Consider the following 17,878-nt stretch of genomic DNA (forward strand, 5'->3'; position numbering starts at 1 on the left):
TAGCATCGTTTTATATGCATGCGCTAGTATATAGACCCTGAGCCAAGAATTCCATGTTTCCACCAATTACAACATGCACAAATCATTATTAGTAACAGTTTTGAGCCTTTTCGTTTATTTAACGACAGCATCTCTTGCCCTGGCAGAAAGTATTACCGTACCGGGGCCAGAACTTAAAAGACCCAAAATTTGCCTGGCCCTGTCTGGTGGCGGTGCGCGTGGCTTTGCGCATGTTGGTGTGCTCAAGGTACTGGAGGAATTACATGTCCCCATCGATTGCATTGCAGGCACCAGCATGGGTGCAGTGGTCGGTGGCTTGTATGCGGCGGGGTTTTCTGCAAGCGAAATTGAAAAACGGCTGGACGCCTTGAAGCTCAACGATATCGCGTTAGACAGAGTGGAAAGACGCTATCTGCCGCAAAGCGTCAGGGAAGAAGATGAGCAATACCCTCTTGGTGCCACTCTGGGCCTGAGCGCCAATGGTGTGCGCCTGCCCGCAGGTGTGGTACAGGCCAGCCAGTTTCTGGAAATTTTGCAGAACTGGACTGCGCACCTGCAACCCGACATCGATTTTGATCGCCTGCCCATCCCTTTTCGTACCGTCGCGACCGATATGGAAACCGGCAAGATGGTACTTTTCACGAAAGGCCCCTTGCATAAAGCCATACGCGCCAGCATGGCAGCACCTGGCGTGTTTGCGCCAGTAGAAATAGATGGCAAATTATTGTCTGATGGCGGCCTGGTCAGGAACCTGCCCGTCGATATCGCCCGGCAAATGGGGGCAGATATAGTCATCGCGGTTAACATAGGCACACCGCTGATGCCACGCGACCAGTTACTCACCCTGTTCAATGTCAGCCAGCAGATGGTGAATATTCTGACTGAGCAAAATGTGGAAGCACAAAAAGCCCTGCTGAATTCAAAAGATATTTTGATAGAGCCAGGCCTGGGCAATATCACTTTCATGGACTTCGCCAGATCCAAGGAGGCGGTGAAGATAGGTGAAAAAGCCACGCATGAACTGGATGCCCGCTTGCTGACTCTGAGCCTGCCGCCAGACATGTATACCGTCAAGCATGAGATACGCCTGAACCCGCAATTACCGCCGATCAAAATCCAGTTTGTCGATATCAGCACCGACGGTGCCGTGCCTGAGAGTGATATACGCCGTCAGTTGAATATACGCCCGGGTACAGAATACAAGGCGGAAGAAATCAACCGCAAGCTGGCCATACTGAATAACGCGCGCGAGTTTGACAGCGTCAACCATGAACTGGTAGAGCGGGATGGCGAATATGGCATACGGGTAAATGCCCATGGCCGCAACTGGGGCCCGCATTTCCTGCGTTTTGGCCTGGCCCTGTCCAGCGGTTTTGAAGGTGCTGGCGGCTTCAAGCTGCAAGTTGGTCACCGCCGGCCCTGGCTGACTGATGGCGGGCTGGAATGGCGCAATGACCTGGAATTTGGTAACAGCATCAAATATCACACTGAATTGCGCCAGCCACTGTTTGAACGTGAAGGCATGTATCTCGCACCATTTGCAGAGATAGGCCAGAACACCCGCAACCTGTATAGCGGCAATACCCGTATTGCTGAATACAATTTCCGCAGCGACAAACTGGGGCTGGATCTGGGCTTTCGCATAGGTGAACAAAGCACACTCGGTGAAGCCAAGCTGGGCCTGAATTTCAATCACTACCGCGTGCGCCCGAAGATAGGTGGTTTCCTGCTATTGAATGAAGATGGCAGCACGAAAGTCGAATCCCTGCCGAGCGCAGACTTGCAGCAATTTGGTCTGAAGTCGGCAGTCGTCTTCGACCAGCTCAGCGATGCCAGCTTCCCACGCTATGGCTACAAGATAGATGCCAGCGCCTTTCTGGGCACCAGCGATACCCGAAAAAGTTTCCAGGAAGTGACAATCAATACGACCTGGGCCAATAGCATAGAAAACCATAGCATCAATCTGAAACTGAACGCGGCAGGTCTGTTCCAGAAAGGCACGGATGTGCGCGGTATAGGCTATACCCTGGGCGGTTTCCAGCAATTATCCGCGTACCAGCCTGACCAGTTCACGGGTGACTTTATGGTCTATGGCAGCGTGACTTATTTGCTGCGGGCGGTGAAGTTTGATCTGGCGGGACAAAGCCTGTTCCTGGGCACATCACTGGAAGCAGGCAGTGTCTGGAACAGGGGCGAGGATATGTCATTCAAGTCATTGCGCAAGAGTGCCAGTCTGTTCGCCGGTTTCAATAGTTTTATCGGTCCTATTTACCTGGGTTTTGCGGTGGGGCAAAGTGGCGCAAAAAATGTCTTCTTCCAGTTGGGCAGGCAATAAATTTTTTAGCCACCGTAGGCATATACAAATTTGCCGCTCTGTATTTTACCCATGACGCGTGAACGCTGGTCCAGGCCCACATGGTCACCGGCATTCATGTTGATGACACCCTGAGGCACAACCAAATCCCTGGTGTTTTCCAGCGCAGTGCGCAAGGCTTGCCGGAAAGCCTTGCTGCCAGGCTGGCTGGTTTTCAGGGCAGCAGGAATTGCACTCGCCAGCAGCATATACGCTCCCCAGGCGTCACCAGCAAACTGCGTTGTCGTGCCTGCGCCATAAGCAGCTTCATACTTGCGCACAAATTCGGTAGAGACTTTTTTGACTGCATGCTTTTCCGGCAATTGCAATGCCACCACTGCTGGCCCGGTAGGGAATAGAGTGCCTTCCACATCCTTGCCGCCGAGCTTTAAAAATTCCTGGCTGGCGATACCATGGGTCTGGTAAATCTGCGCCTTGTAACCACGTTCTATCAAGGTTTTTTGCGGCAAGACTGCAGGTGTGCCAGAACCTGCAATCAATACGGCATCAGGTTTTGCCGACATCATTTTCAAGACCTGCCCCGTAACGCTGGTATCGGTGCGGGCAAAACGTTCATTCGCAACGATCTTGATATGGCGCAGTTCGGCCAGCTTGGAAAACTCACGCCACCAGCCTTCGCCATAAGCGTCAGCAAAACCAATAAAGGCCACGGTCTTCACGCCGTGATCAGCCATGTGCTGTGTCAATATGGTGGTCATATGGGTATCATTCTGCGGCATCTTGAAAGCCCAGGCACGCTTGGCGTCCATGGGTTCAACGATGCTGGCAGATGCGGCCAGGGTGATCATCGGCGTTTCATTCTCTGCCACGGTTTCCAGCATTGCCAGCGCGCTCGGCGTGGTATTCGGGCCGACGATGACATCGACCTTTTCTTCGGTGATCAGTTTGCGCGCATTCTTGACGGCATTGCCTGGGTCGCTGGCATCGTCAAGCAAGATATACTCGATTTTTTTGCCTGCAATTTCTTTGGGCCACAGCATGATGGCATTTTTGGATGAGGCACCGATAGCCGCTGCCGGCCCGGTGGTAGATAAATTGATACCCACCCTGATCTGCGCCTGCGCCACGACACTACCCAAGCTCAAAGCTGCGACGACTGCTCCACGCAGGGAATAAGAAAAGATCAGGGACATGCGGTGACTCCAAAAAAATAGGTGATGAAAGAAGTTGATAAAATTTGGCAGAAAAAGCTGACAACAAAATCAGGCAAAAAATAGCAACTTAAAGATGCGACTCAACAACGCTTTGATCAATCGCCCCAAAAATGGACTTGCCGTTTTTATCCAGCATTTCTATCTTGATGCTGTCACCAAATTTCATATACGGTGTGACTGGTTCACCCAGGGCGATCATTTCCAGCGCACGTTTTTCAGCGATGCAGCTATAACCCTTGCTGGCATCTTTGTTTGATACCGTGCCAGAGCCAATGATAGTGCCCGCCTTGGCATTTCTGGTCTTGCACAGATGCGTGATCAGTTGCGGGAAAGAGAACACCATATCCACACCCGCATTCGGTTGTCCTACCAGCATGCCATTCATGCTGGAACGCAGGGGCAGGTGAACTTTGCCCTCCTTCCAGAATTCTCCGAGTTCATCCGGCGTGACCGCCACCGGTGAAAAACTCGATGCGGGTTTGGACTGGAAGAAACCAAAGCCTTTTGCCAACTCAGCCGGGATCAGGTTGCGCAGGGACACATCGTTCACCAGCATGAGCAATAGTATGTGGTCGCGTGCATGCTGCACCTTGACACCCATGGGTACATCGCCGGTCACGACGGCGATTTCACTTTCAAAGTCTATGCCCCATTCTTCCGACGTCATGACGATGTCATCGCAAGGGCCAATGAAGTCATCGCTGCCGCCCTGATACATCAAAGGGTCATGCCAGAAACTGTCTGGCATCTCGGCGCTCCTGGCTTTGCGTACCAGTTCTACGTGATTGACATAAGATGAACCATCCGCCCATTGAAATGCACGCGGCAGAGGTGACATGCAGTTTTTTGCTTCAAACTCAAAACTATAGGCTGCCCTGCCAGAATTCAGGCGGTTATACAGCTCTTCGAGCTGGGGCTGGATGAAATTCCAGTCATCCAGGGCACGTTGCAAGGTCGGGGCGATGCCGTCAGCAATGGCTGCTGTCTTCAAGTCACGGGAAACAACCAGTAATTGCCCGTCCCGGGAACCATCCTTCAGTGTTGCTAGCTTCATAATTCCTCTGTTTTGATCAAGTATTCTGCGATTTTACCCGAAGGGTTTGATGAAATTGTCAGGAAACTGACAGGTGCCGCGACTAATGACCAATTTACTTAGCAGAACAGCGCAATTTTAGGTATGCTAAAACCTCAAACTGCCGTTGCCTGCCCCCTCAAAACTGATCTGCACAGGAATAATTACCATGAACTTCAGTAATTTAAAAATCAGGGTACGTCTCAGCTTTGGCTTCGGCCTGACCTTGTTGACCATGCTGCTCATGGTAGTAATCAGCGTGGTGAGGCTCAATGAGATCGCAGACAGGAACAAGGAAATACTCGAAGATGATGCGGTCGGCGTCATCAGCGCCCTGGAAATTTCTGCGCTGATACAGGAAAACGGCAGCCGTACACTGGAGTTGTTCATTACACCAGATCAGAAAGCCCGCACGGCGCAGTATGCCTCCATTGATGCAAACAAGAAAAAAATCAACGCCTTGCTTGAGATTTCCAAAAAACTGGCGATACCTCAGAAGGAAAAAGACGCTGTAGAAAAACTCATCGCCTCCAATGCCGCATTCGTCGCGGCTTTCAGCAAGACCGGCGACCTCATAGAGCTGGATCAAAAGGATGAAGCCACCGCCATGATGGGAAAATCCACCTTCCCTGCGCTGAAACAATCCCTGATTGACATAGAGAGTCTGAGCGCCATACAAAGAAATGATATGGAAACCAATGGTGAGGCGATCAAAAGCATCATCATGTTTTCACGTAACCTCATGATAGTACTGGGTATTATTGCCTTCATCATCAGTGCTGTCATTGCCACCTGGATTTCTCGCTCGATTACCATCCCACTCGATGAAGCCGTCCAGGTCGCCACCAAGGTCGCCAATGGCGACCTGACCGGTCGCATAGAAGTACGCTCAAGGGATGAAACCGGTCAGTTGCTGAGTGCGCTGGCAGATATGAATAACAGTCTGGTCATGACCATCAGCCAGGTGCACAACAGCACGGAGATGATCTCAACGGCATCCAGTGAAATCGCCTCTGGTAATGCAGACCTTTCAAGCAGGACAGAGTCGCAAGCCAGCTCCCTCGAAGAAACCGCGTCTTCCATGGAAGAACTGACATCCACCGTCAAGCAAAATGCTGATAATGCCCGCCAGGCCAATCAACTGGCAATCTCGGCGACTGAAGTTGCTACCAAGGGCGGCAATATCGTTGGTCAGGTTGTTAATACCATGGGCTCCATCAAGGACAGCTCTGGCAAGATCGTTGATATCATCGGCGTCATTGATGGTATTGCCTTTCAGACCAATATCCTGGCTTTGAATGCCGCAGTCGAAGCCGCCCGTGCTGGCGAACAAGGCCGGGGTTTTGCCGTGGTAGCCGCCGAAGTCAGGAACCTCGCGCAACGCAGCGCCAGCGCCGCCAAGGAAATCAAGACCCTCATCGATGACTCTGTAGAGAAAGTTAATCTCGGTAACAAGCTCGTCGATGAAGCTGGCCTGACCATGGATGAAATCGTCACTTCCATCAAGCATGTGGCTGACATCATGAGTGAGATCACTGCCGCCAGCCAGGAACAAAGCGCAGGTATAGAACAAGTCAATCTGGCCATTACGCAGATGGATGAAATGACGCAGCAAAACTCTGCCCTGGTCGAACAGGCTGCCGCGGCCGCCGAGAGCATGCAAGAACAGGCTGGCGCACTGGCCCAGGCTGTCAGCGTTTTCAAGCTTGATGCGGTAGTGAAAAAAACACCTGCACCAACACCTTCATTAAGCAAGGCGCCAAATAAAACACCACGCGCTGCAACGACCACTTTAAAAATCAGCAAGGCACCAGCAAAAGCAGCGGAGAAACCGGCGATGAAAACATCCCGCATGGAAAAACCGACCGCTGCGACAAATGACGACTGGGAAGAATTTTAAATGGTGATTGAGTAGTGATTGAATAAAGATTATCAACGCGCATACAAAAACAGCTCCTCGTAAGGAGCTGTTTTTGTATGCGCAGGTCAGAAAAGCAGGCCAGGCAATTTATACCGATAAATCCACTTGCTGCAAACTATGCGCCTTACCGTCTTCACTTAACCATATGCCGGAAGAACGTAACTGTCCGTTAGACTGATTTTGCGCATTCTTCAAATCGAATTCAGTGCTGGCATTGCCAAGATACAGTGCGCCGACATTCGCCTGTTTCAGGGTTTGCAATTGATCATGCCCGGCACCATCCTTGGTCCATACTTTGAGTTTTTGGTAAATCGCATCGTTTTCATCTATCCAGTGATTGCCATCACTGTCATAAGCTGCGAGTTCAGAAAAGCCATTCCCTGTGCCGGGGCCAAACAATTCACTGCCATTATTGATCTTGCCATCATTGTTTTTATCCAGCGCCAGAAAACCGGCGCCCTGAACGAAAGAGATATTATCTTTCTTGCCATCGGCATCCAGATCAAAAGCAAATTTTTGCGATGTCAGTTGGGCAGAATTACCAGAGAAATTAATTACCAGAGGATCGACTTTTTTGGCATCGCCAAGTCGCACACTGCTGCTACTTTCTTCATGATAGCTGCGGTTTAATTCAAACGACAGATCAAAGCTGATTTCCTTATTATCTGCAGTCACTATTTTGCCGGTCGAATGGAAAGAAGTCTGTTCAGTCTCGGTATAGGATTGATGCGTATCTACTTCCACTCCCCAGCCTTTCTGCGCTGGCTGGGCATTTTGTGCTGCGTCAGCAGGTGCCTGGGACGCTGGCGCTGACGGTGCTGCAGGCGCACTGGTATCTGCCTGTATATCTGCACTGCTCAGGGTGTTGATCTGTTTACCCGTCATGAGTTCTATGATGTATTTGATCAGGCGTATGCGCGGGTCATTGTCTGCCTCATCGCTGGCTTTCTGCACTGCGTCAGTCTGTGCAGCCGCATTGTCGGCAGGTACTGCCGGCGCAAGCTGGGCGGCCCTGGCAGCGTCTGAAATTTGCACATTGCTTGATGTGTTTCTCAAGTTCGCCGGGAGACTGGCATTCCTGCCTTCAAAATCAGGGCGTTCCTTGCCTATCCAGGCGCGCAGTTTTTCCTGCGTTTCCAGCGTTGTAGTGGCAGTATGTTGGGAAGAAAAGGAAATATCCGAGGAAGCAATTTTCATGATGTGCTCCAGCCATGAGCTGATGATGAAGTAAACCTGGAACACATACCGGGGGCTTATATTTTTTACATACAACAGCTCCCCTCGCCGTCCTGCGCTCAACACACAGGACACGACCACGCGAAGCTTGTCAGCCCGATATACCTTCCATCCGCACGCACTTCAGTATTGCTCATTCGTCAATTGGAATATGCGTGATCTAATTGGGTAACGGTCAAAGTTTAAAAAGCTTTATGACAAAGAGGCAGACAAGACCGTTTTTTTTCAGCCAGCTTTAGCGGCAAGGGAACTGCCAATATCAAACCAGGTCTTAGCAAGGTCAGAACAAGGCTATGACAAGCCCAGAACAAGCACATGACAAACTTGCGTACACACAGTGGTATGCTTGCAAACTATTTTTATCTTCTCCGGGAAATTCTTATGCTCAAGTTGCGTTTCAAGTTGCGTTTATTATCCATTGTCCTTATTTCTGCCGGTGTCCTCAGTTGCGCCAGCGCGCTGGCTGCAAATGGCAAAGATGACAAAGGCAGCGCAACTGGCAAGCAGGCGGTAGTCGCGCAAGCCGGACAGCAACAAGGGCAGCAACTGAACAAGCTGGCTGACGAATACTATGAAAAACAAACCGCTTTCGACCCCATAGGTGCCACTTACAATGGCGACACCCGCTATGACGACAGACTGCCAATGACACTGTCAGCACCTGTCAGGGCGAAGCAGATTGCCATGTTGAAGGAAGTTTCCAGCAGACTGGCACGCATACAGCGCGAACAATTATCAGCAAGCGATGCCGTCACCTATGACTGTCTGGACTATGAACTCAAGGCCAGCCTGGAAATGTCCAAATTTGACGGGCATCTGCTACCCGTCAATCAGATGGACAGCCTGCCCGTGACCCTGGCCCACTTCGCCTCCGGCCAGAGCGCACAACCCCTGAAGACAGTCAAACAATACGAAATCTTCTTGCGTCGTCTGGCGCAATTGCCGGTATGGATCAACCAGGCCACCGCGAACATGCGCGAAGGCATGAAACGCGGCATCGTCCTGCCCAAGGCCCTGGTTAATTCTGCCCTGCCCCAGTTTGCCCAACTGGTGACCGACAAGGCGGAAGATCATGCCTACTTTGCCCCTGTCAAAAACTTCCCCGAAGGCTTTAGTGAAGCAGACAAGCAACGCCTGAGCAAAGAATACAAGCAGGTATTAACTGCAAAAGTCTTGCCCGCCTTGCGCCAGTTCAATCAATTCCTGTCACAGGATTATCTGGCCGCCAGCCGCAGCAGCAGTGGTTTTGGCGCATTGCCAGGTGGTGATGCCTGGTATCGCGCTCTGGTACGCGACCAGACCACGACTACCCTGGACCCGGAAACCATACATGCGATAGGCTTGAAGGAAGTTGCGCGCATACAAAGCGAATTTGTCGCCCTCGGCCCTAAACTGGGTTATAGCGGCGACCCGGTGGGCCTGCCAGCCTGGATAGATACGCAAAACCAGTATCGCCCATATAAAACAGAGGCTGAGGTGCTAGATGGCTATCGCCAGATAGAAAAAATGGTCAAGGCCAAGCTGCCAGAACTGTTCAATAAAATGCCCAAGGCTGCGCTGGATATCCGAGCCGAGCCAGAAATCAGCCGTCAGACTGCGTCTGACCATTACACCCAGCCAGCCTTTGATGGCTCACGCCCCGGTGTATTCTGGGCCGTCATCAACAACCCCGCTGACTACAGCACGACGGGCATGAAAACCCTGTACCTGCACGAAGGCCAGCCAGGACATCATTTCCATTTAGCAACATCGCAGGAACTGGACATACCCAAGTTCCGTAAATTCGGCGGTAATAATGCCTACACCGAGGGCTGGGCCTTGTATGCCGAGACCCTGGGCAAGGAAATGGGTCTGTTTGAACATGACCCAAGTGCCTATCTAGGCCACCTGACAGATGAACTCTTGCGCGCCACCCGCCTGGTCGTCGATACCGGCTTGCATGCAAAAGGCTGGACACGCGAGCAAGCCATTCAGTACCAGCAAACGACTCTGGGATATAGCGAAGCTGCCTCACGCCAGGCAACCGAGCGTTACATGGCCTGGCCGGGCCAGGCGCTGGGCTACAAGATAGGTTCACTTAAAATTGTCGAACTCAGGCAAAAAGCCAGTGCGGCCCTGGGCAAGCGCTTTGACTTGCGCCAGTTCCATGACGTGATACTCAGCGACGGCACCCTGCCACTGGCCCTGCTGGAAGCCAAAGTCAACAAGTGGATAGACAGCCAAAAGACAAATTGAGCAAGTTTGGATTTATTTTCTATCGCTTGATTGACCTGCAACACTATCTGAAGCAGAATGAAACATAAGACTCATTCTGCAAACCCATTTTCAAACTTATTTTCAAGCATAAGCAATATATCGAATACAGCACCGGGCTTGTTGATCAATAAACAAGCCTGATGCTGACCGGCCGGGTGTAGCTTGCACCTGTCATATGTTTGTTTAACTTGTGCAAAAGACATAGCGATGAATAAAATCGATGCGCTCAACAGCATAGCTGAACAAGCCAAACGGGGAGAGCTGGTTTTCCCGACGAATGTAGCGGCTTCCATTAAACTGCAACAGACCCTGGATGATCCGGATTGCAGTATTGATACGGCAACCAAACTGGTCTTGAACGAACCTTTCCTGGCGGCCCGCATGGTCGCCATTGCCAATTCTGCAGCCTACAACCGCGGCAATGATGTCACCAATGTCAAGGCGGCCATCAGCCGTCTGGGCTTCCGCACACTGCGTGCGGTGGTTGCTTCGCTGGTAGTGCGCCAACTGGCGGGCACCAGCAAGAACAAGCAATTGCAGGCCATGACGAATAAGCTGTGGGAGCATACGGCCCAGGTAGCAGCGCTGTCACGCGTCATTGCCAGGCGTATCACCAAGCTGGACCCGGACACAGCAATGTTTGCCGGTATCGTGCATGAAGTGGGAAATTTTTACCTGCTGTCCCGTGTCGATGAATACCCTTCTCTCATAGAACGGGATGAACCTGCACCTGATTCCAGTCCGGATGACCTGCCCTCTTTCCTCGACACCATCATAGACCGCGAATCATCCGAGTCACAGATAGGTGCCGCCGTGATCAAGAGCCTCATGCTGCCACAACAAGTGGTAGAAGCAGTAGAGGCCCTGTGGTTCGGGCTGCGCGCCATGCCGCCAGAAACCCTGGGAGATACGCTGTTACTGGCGAACGAACTGGCAACCACGCATTCACCCATGGATATCCATTCCTATGCCGAGGTGTCTGAACAGTATTCTTCAGAAATTGACTTTGTCGTCGGCGACGGTACGCTGAACAGCATACTGGAAGAGTCAGAAGAAGAAGTCCAAACCCTGGCTGCAGCGCTGCAACTCTGAGTTTTTAAATTCTGCATGCAACAAAACCAGGGGAGCATATGCTCCCCTGGTTTTTTCCAGCGCACGGTTTTCAAACGTTCAGGCCTTTTCATGCCTTCAGAGCTTCCTGGATTTGCTGCAAGGAAGATGGGTCTTCGATAGTCGTCAAATCCCCTGCCTCGCGCCCTTCACAGATCGCCTGTATGGAGCGGCGCAGCAATTTACCGGAACGGGTTTTCGGCAACATGCTGACAAAATGCACGCGTGAAGGCCTCGCGACTGCACCCAATTGCTTATCCACCACGGCCATGATCTCGCCTTCCAGTGTTCGCTTCTGCTCAGGCGTTTCTGCCAGTTCAGGGTTTTTGAGTATCGCAAACGCGACTGCCACCTGACCTTTGAGCTTGTCTTCAACACCCACCACCGCCACTTCAGAAATTTGCGGATGGCTGGAAATGCTTTCTTCTATCTCACGCGTACCCAGGCGGTGTCCGGCAACATTGATGACATCATCAGTACGGCCGAGGATGAAGTAATAGCCATCAGCGTCCCTGATACCCCAGTCAAAGGTGGAATACAACTGCTCGTGTGAGAAATTGGACCAGTAAGTATTGACGAAGCGCTGATCATCGCCATACACGGTTTGCATGCAGCCTGGTGGCAATGGCCCCTTGATGGCAACCACGCCTTTTTCATTTGCAGTACATTCTGCCCCAGTGTTTTCATTGATAATGCGCACGTCATAGCCATACATGGCAATGCCCGGGCTACCGAGACGGGTAGCGGTCTGCTCCACGCCACGGGCCACGGTCAAAATCGGCCAGCCGGTTTCTGTCTGCCAGTAATTATCGATGATGGAGACACCCAGTTCGCTGGCTATCCAGCTTGATGTAGTTTCATCGAGCGGTTCGCCAGCCAGGTACAGGGCTTTGAGTGATGACAGATCATATTTGCACATCAGCTCTGAAGGATGCTTTTTCAAGACGCGTACTGCGGTCGGCGCCGAGAACATGCGCGTGACCTTGTATTTCTCGACGATGCTCCACCAGATGCCTGCGTCAGGACGTATCGGTGTGCCTTCATACATGATGGTCGCCATGCCAACAATCAGCGGGCCGTAGACGATATAGGAATGGCCGACTACCCAGCCTATGTCGGAAGTCGCAAAATAGGTTTCCCCCGGCTTGCCGCAGAAAATATGCTTCATTGATGAAGCCAGTGCCACTGCATAACCGCCGACATCACGCTGCACGCCTTTGGGTTTACCGGTTGTACCAGAGGTATATAAGACATAGGACATGGCATTTGATTCCAGCCAGGTCACAGGCACTTGTGCATCCATATGCTGCGCTCTTGCAGCCGCATAATCAACATCACGCCCGGCTAGCAGTTGCATGGCGTCGAGACCGCGATCTACCAGCAAGACATGCGCAGGCTTGTACTCAGCCAGAGCGATGGCTTCATCCAGCAAGGGTTTATAAGGCACAGCCTTGCCGCCACGCATACCGGCATCAGCCGACACCACCAGCACAGGCTTGGCATCATCAATGCGTGTGCCCAGGCTCTTGGAAGCAAAGCCACCAAATACGACAGAATGCACCGCACCTATGCGTGCACAGGCCAGCATGGCAAATGCCGCTTCAGCGATCATGGGCATATAGATCAATACCCTGTCTCCCTGCTTAACACCCAGCCCAAGCATGATGGCAGCCATGCGCTGCACTTCTCCATGCAATTCAGCAAAGCTATAGGTTTTTTCGGTATTGGTTTCAGTAGAAATGGCGATCAGCGCAGGCCGGTCTGCCTGGCTCGCAAGCCAGCGGTCGACAGCGTTATGGCAGAGATTGGTTTCACCACCGACATACCATTTGGCGAATGGCGGCTTGCTGTGATCAAGCACCTGCTCATAGGGTTTGTGCCAGTCTATCAGTTTGGCTTCCTGACCCCAGAAAGCCTCAGGCTCTTGTATGGATTTTTGATAAAAAGCTGCATAAGACATGGTATCTCCTTCATTTTATTATCACTAAAATCGTATTCTTCGCAGTCCCGAATCAGGCAAAGCCGCTCCTGCGCTCAAATGCAAGGGGGCTGAATTCCACCCACTTAAACAGGTACATGATGACCAGCTTGGTGATGGCACTGACCGTCGCCAAAAATAATAAAGGCCAGCCAGTTTGCAAACCCATGGCAAAGGCAAACAAGATCGTCGTCACATCCATGGCCAAAATGAATTGACTCATTTTCAAAGAGACCGCACCTGTCTTGCCTGACTTCCAGATCAGACCGATCTGATGCGCATATCCTTGCGCTAAAAACAAAGTAACCAATACGATCAGGCTTTGAGAAACCCTGCGACCTTCGTCTATAAAAGTTCCTCCAAAGATCAATCCCGACAAAGCGAGCAACATGATGACGGCTGCCATCATGGAAGAAACAAAAGCAAGCCTGGTCTTGCGATCTCTGTAAATTTCCCACAACAAAGCCAGTATCAGCATCGCTGCTATCATCCTCGGCCAGACAATGAAATGATTTAATGGCCGTATGGAATAACCATAAACAAAGAATGCGCAATACGCCAGAAAGCTGACAGTGAACTGGTTTAAGGACAGCAAGTCAGTCGGCTTGTCGCTTTCATCCCCGCTCACATCACGCGCAGGCCACGCCGCAGCCTTTCTATCCCAAACCATCTTCACTTGTGACCAGATACCGTACAGACTAATCAGTATGAAGATGGAATTCAAACTACCAGCGAGCGTGTACCACATGGCTATCCTTCATTTCACAGTCTTGCAAAAACACAGGCGCAAGCCTGCCCTGCTCTCAGGTGTTTCCCCTTGAGAGCCGGATATGTTTATCTTGAATTACTTTGCTTGCTACAGCCTTACCAGGCTCTCTAACAGCAACAAAAGAATCAGAAACTGCCGCTGGGTACGCGTACCCAGCCTTCCATGAGCACACGTGCGCTACGGCTCATGATGGCCTTGGTGACACTCCATTCGCCGTTGACTTGCGTAGCTTCTGCGCCCACTCTTAAAGTGCCGGATGGGTGACCAAAACGCACCGCAGTCCGCGCACCGCCGCCTGCCGCCAGGTTCACCAGCGTGCCAGGGATTGCTGCCGCAGTACCGATGGCCACGGCTGCCGTGCCCATCATCGCATGATGCAGCTTGCCCATGGACAGGGCACGTACTAGCAAATCGATATCTGCTACCTGGACTTGTTTGCCGCTGGATGAAGTGTAGTCAGCAGCCTTGGCAACGAAAGCAACTTTTGGAGTGTGCTGGCGCTGTGTCGCTTCAGAAATATCCTTGATCAAGCCCATGCGCAATGCGCCGTGTGCGCGTATGGTTTCAAACATGGCGAGTGCTTTGGCATCACCATTGATGGCATCCTGCAATTCTGTACCGGTATAGCCTATCGCTTCTGCATTGATGAAGATGGTGGGAATACCGGCATTGATCATGGTTGCCTTCAGCGTACCCACGCCAGGCACTTCCAGATCATCGACCAGATTACCAGTCGGGAACATAGAACCACCTGCGCCCTCTTCATCGGCGGCAGGGTCCATGAATTCAAGCTGGACTTCCGCTGCCGGAAAGGTCACACCATCAAGTTCAAAATCGCCAGTCTCCTGCACTGCCCCATCAGTCATAGGCACATGAGCAATGATGGTCTTGCTGATATTCGCCTGCCAGACGCGAATGGTGGCCATGCCGTTTTGCGGAATGCGCTCAGCATCGACCAGACCAGCACTGATGGCAAAGGCACCGACTGCAGCAGACAGGTTGCCGCAATTGCCGCTCCAATCGACAAAGGCCTTGTCTATCGCCACCTGGCCAAACAGATAATCAACATCGTGATCCTGCTTGCTGCTTTTTGACAGGATGACAGTCTTGCTGGTACTGGAAGTCGCACCACCCATGCCATCAATCTGTTTGCCATAAGGGTCGGGGCTGCCTATCACACGCAACAACAAGGCATCACGTGCTGCGCCTGGCTGCTGGGCAGCCTCAGGCAAATCCTGCAGGCGAAAAAACACGCCCTTGCTGGTGCCGCCGCGCATGTAGGTTGCCGGAACTTTGATCTGTGGAAGATGGGCCATGTATTTACTCTTTAAGATTTGAATCATATGCAGCATTACTCAATCAAGACTGGCGCTTGCAACACCATCAGTGAAACTATGCAGCCTTGGCAGACTCCAGGAAGTCTTGCGCAAAACGCTGCAAGACACCACCGGCTTCATAAATCGACACTTCTTCTGCCGTATCCAGGCGACACAGCACAGGCACTGCCACTGATTCACCATTCTTGCGATTGATGATCAGGGTCAGGGTTACGCGTGGCATGCGTTCACCGATGACGTCAAAGGTTTCTGTGCCGTCTATATTCAGCGTCAGGCGGTTCACGCCCGGCAAGAATTCAAGTGGCAAGACACCCATGCCGACCAGGTTGGTCCGGTGTATACGCTCGAAACCTTCAGCAACAATCACTTCTACACCCGCCAGGCGCACACCCTTGGCCGCCCAGTCACGTGAAGAACCCTGGCCATAATCGGCACCGGCAATCACGATCAGCGGCTGCTTACGCTCCATGTAGGTTTCTATGGCTTCCCACATACGGGTAACCGTGCCTTCCGGTTCTATGCGGGCCAGTGAACCTGCCTTGACCTTGCCATCAACGATGACCATTTCATTCTTCAAGGTCGGGTTGGCAAAGGTGGCACGCTGCGCCGTCAAATGATCGCCACGATGGGTCGCATAAGAATTGAAATCTTCTTCTGGCAAACCCATCTTGGCCAGGTATTCGCCAGCAGCACTGTCGAGCATGATGGCATTTGATGGTGACAGATGGTCAGTCGTAATGTTGTCACCCAATACCGCCAGCGCACGCATGCCCTTCATGCTGCGCGCGCCTGCCAGTGCGCCTTCCCAATACGGTGGGCGGCGGATATAGGTCGTCTGTGGACGCCAGTCATACAAGGGGCTGACTTTTTCACCATCATCTGCCTGCTTGGCAAACATGGGGATATACACTTTACGGAATTGCTCAGGCTTGACGCTGGCAGCAACCACCGCATCAATCTCTTCATCTGTAGGCCAGATGTCTTTCAAGGTCACCGGCTTGCCTGCTGCATCCAGACCCAGCACGTCTTTCTCGATATCAAAACGGATAGTGCCAGCAATCGCGTATGCCACGACCAGTGGCGGTGAAGCCAGGAAAGCCTGTTGTGCATACGGGTGGATACGGCCATCAAAATTACGGTTACCCGACAACACTGCTGTCGCATACAGATCACGGTCTATGATTTCTTTCTGGATGACAGGATCAAGCGCACCGGACATACCATTACAGGATGTGCAGGCATAGGCAACCACACCAAAACCGAGTTGCTCCAGCTCAGGCATCAGATTGGCTTCTTCAAGATACAGGGTCACGGCCTTGGAGCCAGGGGCCAGTGAACTCTTGACCCAGGGCTTACGAGTAAGGCCCAGCTTGTTGGCATTGCGTGCCAGCAAACCGGCAGCCACCATATTGCGGGGGTTATTGGTATTGGTGCAACTGGTGATAGCAGCAATAATGACGGCACCGTCTGGCATCAGGCCAGGTTCGTTTTCAACCGTGCCGCTGATGCCACGCGCTGCCAGTTCAGAGGTTGGTACACGCTTGTGCGGGTTAGACGGGCCAGCGATATTACGTACGACAGAAGACAGATCAAACTTCAGTACGCGTTCATATTCCGCATTCTTCAGGGTATCTGCCCACAGGCCAGTTTCTTTGGCATATGTTTCTACCAGCTTGACGAGTTCATCATCACGGCCTGTGAGTTTCAGGTATTTGATGGTTTGATCATCGATGTAGAACATCGCTGCAGTGGAACCAAATTCAGGTGCCATGTTGGAAATGGTGGCCCGGTCACCCAGGGTCAGGTGAGATGCACCTTCACCATAAAATTCCAGGTAAGACGACACGACTTTTTGATTGCGCAAGAATTCTGTCAATGCCAATACCGTGTCTGTTGCGGTGATGCCTTCTTGCGGTTTACCTGTCAGTTCGACGCCGATGATGTCTGGCAAACGCATCCAGGATGCACGACCGAGCATGACGCTTTCTGCTTCCAGTCCACCGACACCAATCGCGATCACACCCAGCGCATCGACCATGGGTGTATGACTGTCGGTACCGACCAAAGTATCTGGATAAGCTACGCCATCAGTCACTTGCACGACTGGCGACATGCGTTCCAGATTGATCTGGTGCAGGATGCCATTGCCAGGTGGGATCACATCAACATTCTTGAATGCCTTTTTGGTCCAGTTGATGAAGTCAAACCTGTCTTCATTGCGCCTGTCTTCAATCGCACGATTTTTGTCGAAGGCGTCGGGATCAAAACCACCGCATTCGACCGCCAGAGAGTGATCGACTACCAGTTGGGTAGGCACGACAGGATTCACAAGTGCCGGGTCACCACCTTGCAGGGCAATCGCATCGCGTAAACCCGCCAGATCGACCAACGCAGTCTGGCCCAAAATATCATGGCAAACCACACGAGCCGGGAACCACGGAAAATCCAGGTCGCGCTTGCGTTCTATGAACTGGCGCAGTGAATCAGTCAGCGTAGCCGGGTCGCAGCGGCGCACCAGGTTTTCTGCCAGCACGCGTGAGGTGTATGGCAGCTTGTCATAGGCACCTGTCACGATGGCATCTACTGCTTCACGTGTATCAAAGTAATCCAGAGTAGTGCCAGGTAGTGGCTTGCGGAATTGAGTATTCATGGCTCGCTATTTTTTTAAAAT

The 17,878-nt window shown here is 51.9% G+C and carries 11 protein-coding genes; 4 read left to right on the plus strand and 7 right to left on the minus strand.

Annotated elements, in window-relative coordinates; translation table 11 throughout:
• Positions 1-100 precede the first annotated feature (100 nt).
• The gene (locus ACO0LI_RS21700; RefSeq protein WP_423035176.1) at positions 101-2,335 is read left to right on the plus strand and encodes a patatin-like phospholipase family protein; all 2,235 of its coding nucleotides are present in this window, start codon (positions 101-103) and stop codon (positions 2,333-2,335) included.
• 5 nt (positions 2,336-2,340) lie between these two features.
• Here ACO0LI_RS21700 and ACO0LI_RS21705 read toward each other — a convergent pair whose 3' ends face one another.
• The gene (locus tag ACO0LI_RS21705) at positions 2,341-3,498 is read right to left on the minus strand and encodes an ABC transporter substrate-binding protein (protein ID WP_423035325.1); all 1,158 of its coding nucleotides are present in this window, start codon (positions 3,496-3,498) and stop codon (positions 2,341-2,343) included.
• Positions 3,499-3,595: 97 nt separating this feature from the next.
• Positions 3,596-4,582 carry a fumarylacetoacetate hydrolase family protein gene (locus ACO0LI_RS21710; RefSeq protein ID WP_162059468.1) on the minus strand — a complete coding sequence of 329 codons (987 nt, stop codon included), beginning with the start codon at positions 4,580-4,582 and terminating at the stop codon, positions 3,596-3,598.
• 187 nt (positions 4,583-4,769) lie between these two features.
• Here ACO0LI_RS21710 and ACO0LI_RS21715 point away from each other — a divergent pair, with 187 nt between their 5' ends.
• Positions 4,770-6,500 carry a methyl-accepting chemotaxis protein gene (locus tag ACO0LI_RS21715; RefSeq protein WP_423035178.1) on the plus strand — a complete coding sequence of 577 codons (1,731 nt, stop codon included), beginning with the start codon at positions 4,770-4,772 and terminating at the stop codon, positions 6,498-6,500.
• Between the two features lie 108 nt (positions 6,501-6,608).
• On the opposite strand, the gene ACO0LI_RS21720 is transcribed toward ACO0LI_RS21715, so the two are convergent.
• Entirely contained in the window at positions 6,609-7,718 is a 1,110-nt protein-coding gene (locus ACO0LI_RS21720) for a hypothetical protein (RefSeq protein WP_423035180.1), read from the minus strand.
• Positions 7,719-8,138: 420 nt separating this feature from the next.
• Between ACO0LI_RS21720 and ACO0LI_RS21725 the strand changes: the two genes are divergently transcribed.
• Together ACO0LI_RS21725 and ACO0LI_RS21730 are read left to right on the plus strand one after the other, a co-directional pair.
• Positions 8,139-9,992, plus strand: coding sequence for a DUF885 domain-containing protein (locus ACO0LI_RS21725; RefSeq protein ID WP_423035182.1), 1,854 nt, complete (start codon positions 8,139-8,141; stop codon positions 9,990-9,992).
• A gap of 228 nt (positions 9,993-10,220) precedes the next feature.
• On the plus strand, positions 10,221-11,105 hold the full coding sequence (locus ACO0LI_RS21730) for an HDOD domain-containing protein (protein ID WP_422950535.1): 885 nt from the start codon (positions 10,221-10,223) through the stop codon (positions 11,103-11,105).
• 88 nt (positions 11,106-11,193) lie between these two features.
• Here the strand turns inward: ACO0LI_RS21730 and ACO0LI_RS21735 are convergent, their stop codons facing one another.
• The 4 genes from ACO0LI_RS21735 to acnD form a co-directional block, all read right to left on the minus strand.
• Complete coding sequence (locus tag ACO0LI_RS21735; RefSeq protein ID WP_423035184.1) at positions 11,194-13,083, minus strand: propionate--CoA ligase; 1,890 nt, start codon at positions 13,081-13,083, stop codon at positions 11,194-11,196.
• A gap of 52 nt (positions 13,084-13,135) precedes the next feature.
• Positions 13,136-13,849, minus strand: coding sequence for a hypothetical protein (locus ACO0LI_RS21740; RefSeq protein WP_423035186.1), 714 nt, complete (start codon positions 13,847-13,849; stop codon positions 13,136-13,138).
• A 146-nt stretch (positions 13,850-13,995) separates the two neighbouring features.
• The gene (gene prpF, locus ACO0LI_RS21745) at positions 13,996-15,186 is read right to left on the minus strand and encodes a 2-methylaconitate cis-trans isomerase PrpF (RefSeq protein ID WP_423035188.1); all 1,191 of its coding nucleotides are present in this window, start codon (positions 15,184-15,186) and stop codon (positions 13,996-13,998) included.
• A 76-nt stretch (positions 15,187-15,262) separates the two neighbouring features.
• Positions 15,263-17,857, minus strand: a complete 2,595-nt coding sequence (gene acnD, locus ACO0LI_RS21750; RefSeq protein WP_423035190.1) for a Fe/S-dependent 2-methylisocitrate dehydratase AcnD — start codon at positions 17,855-17,857, stop codon at positions 15,263-15,265.
• Between the last annotated feature and the right edge of the window lie 21 nt (positions 17,858-17,878).

The sequence above is a fragment of the Undibacterium sp. Tian12W genome (assembly GCF_049339405.1).
GTDB lineage: Bacteria > Pseudomonadota > Gammaproteobacteria > Burkholderiales > Burkholderiaceae_D > Undibacterium.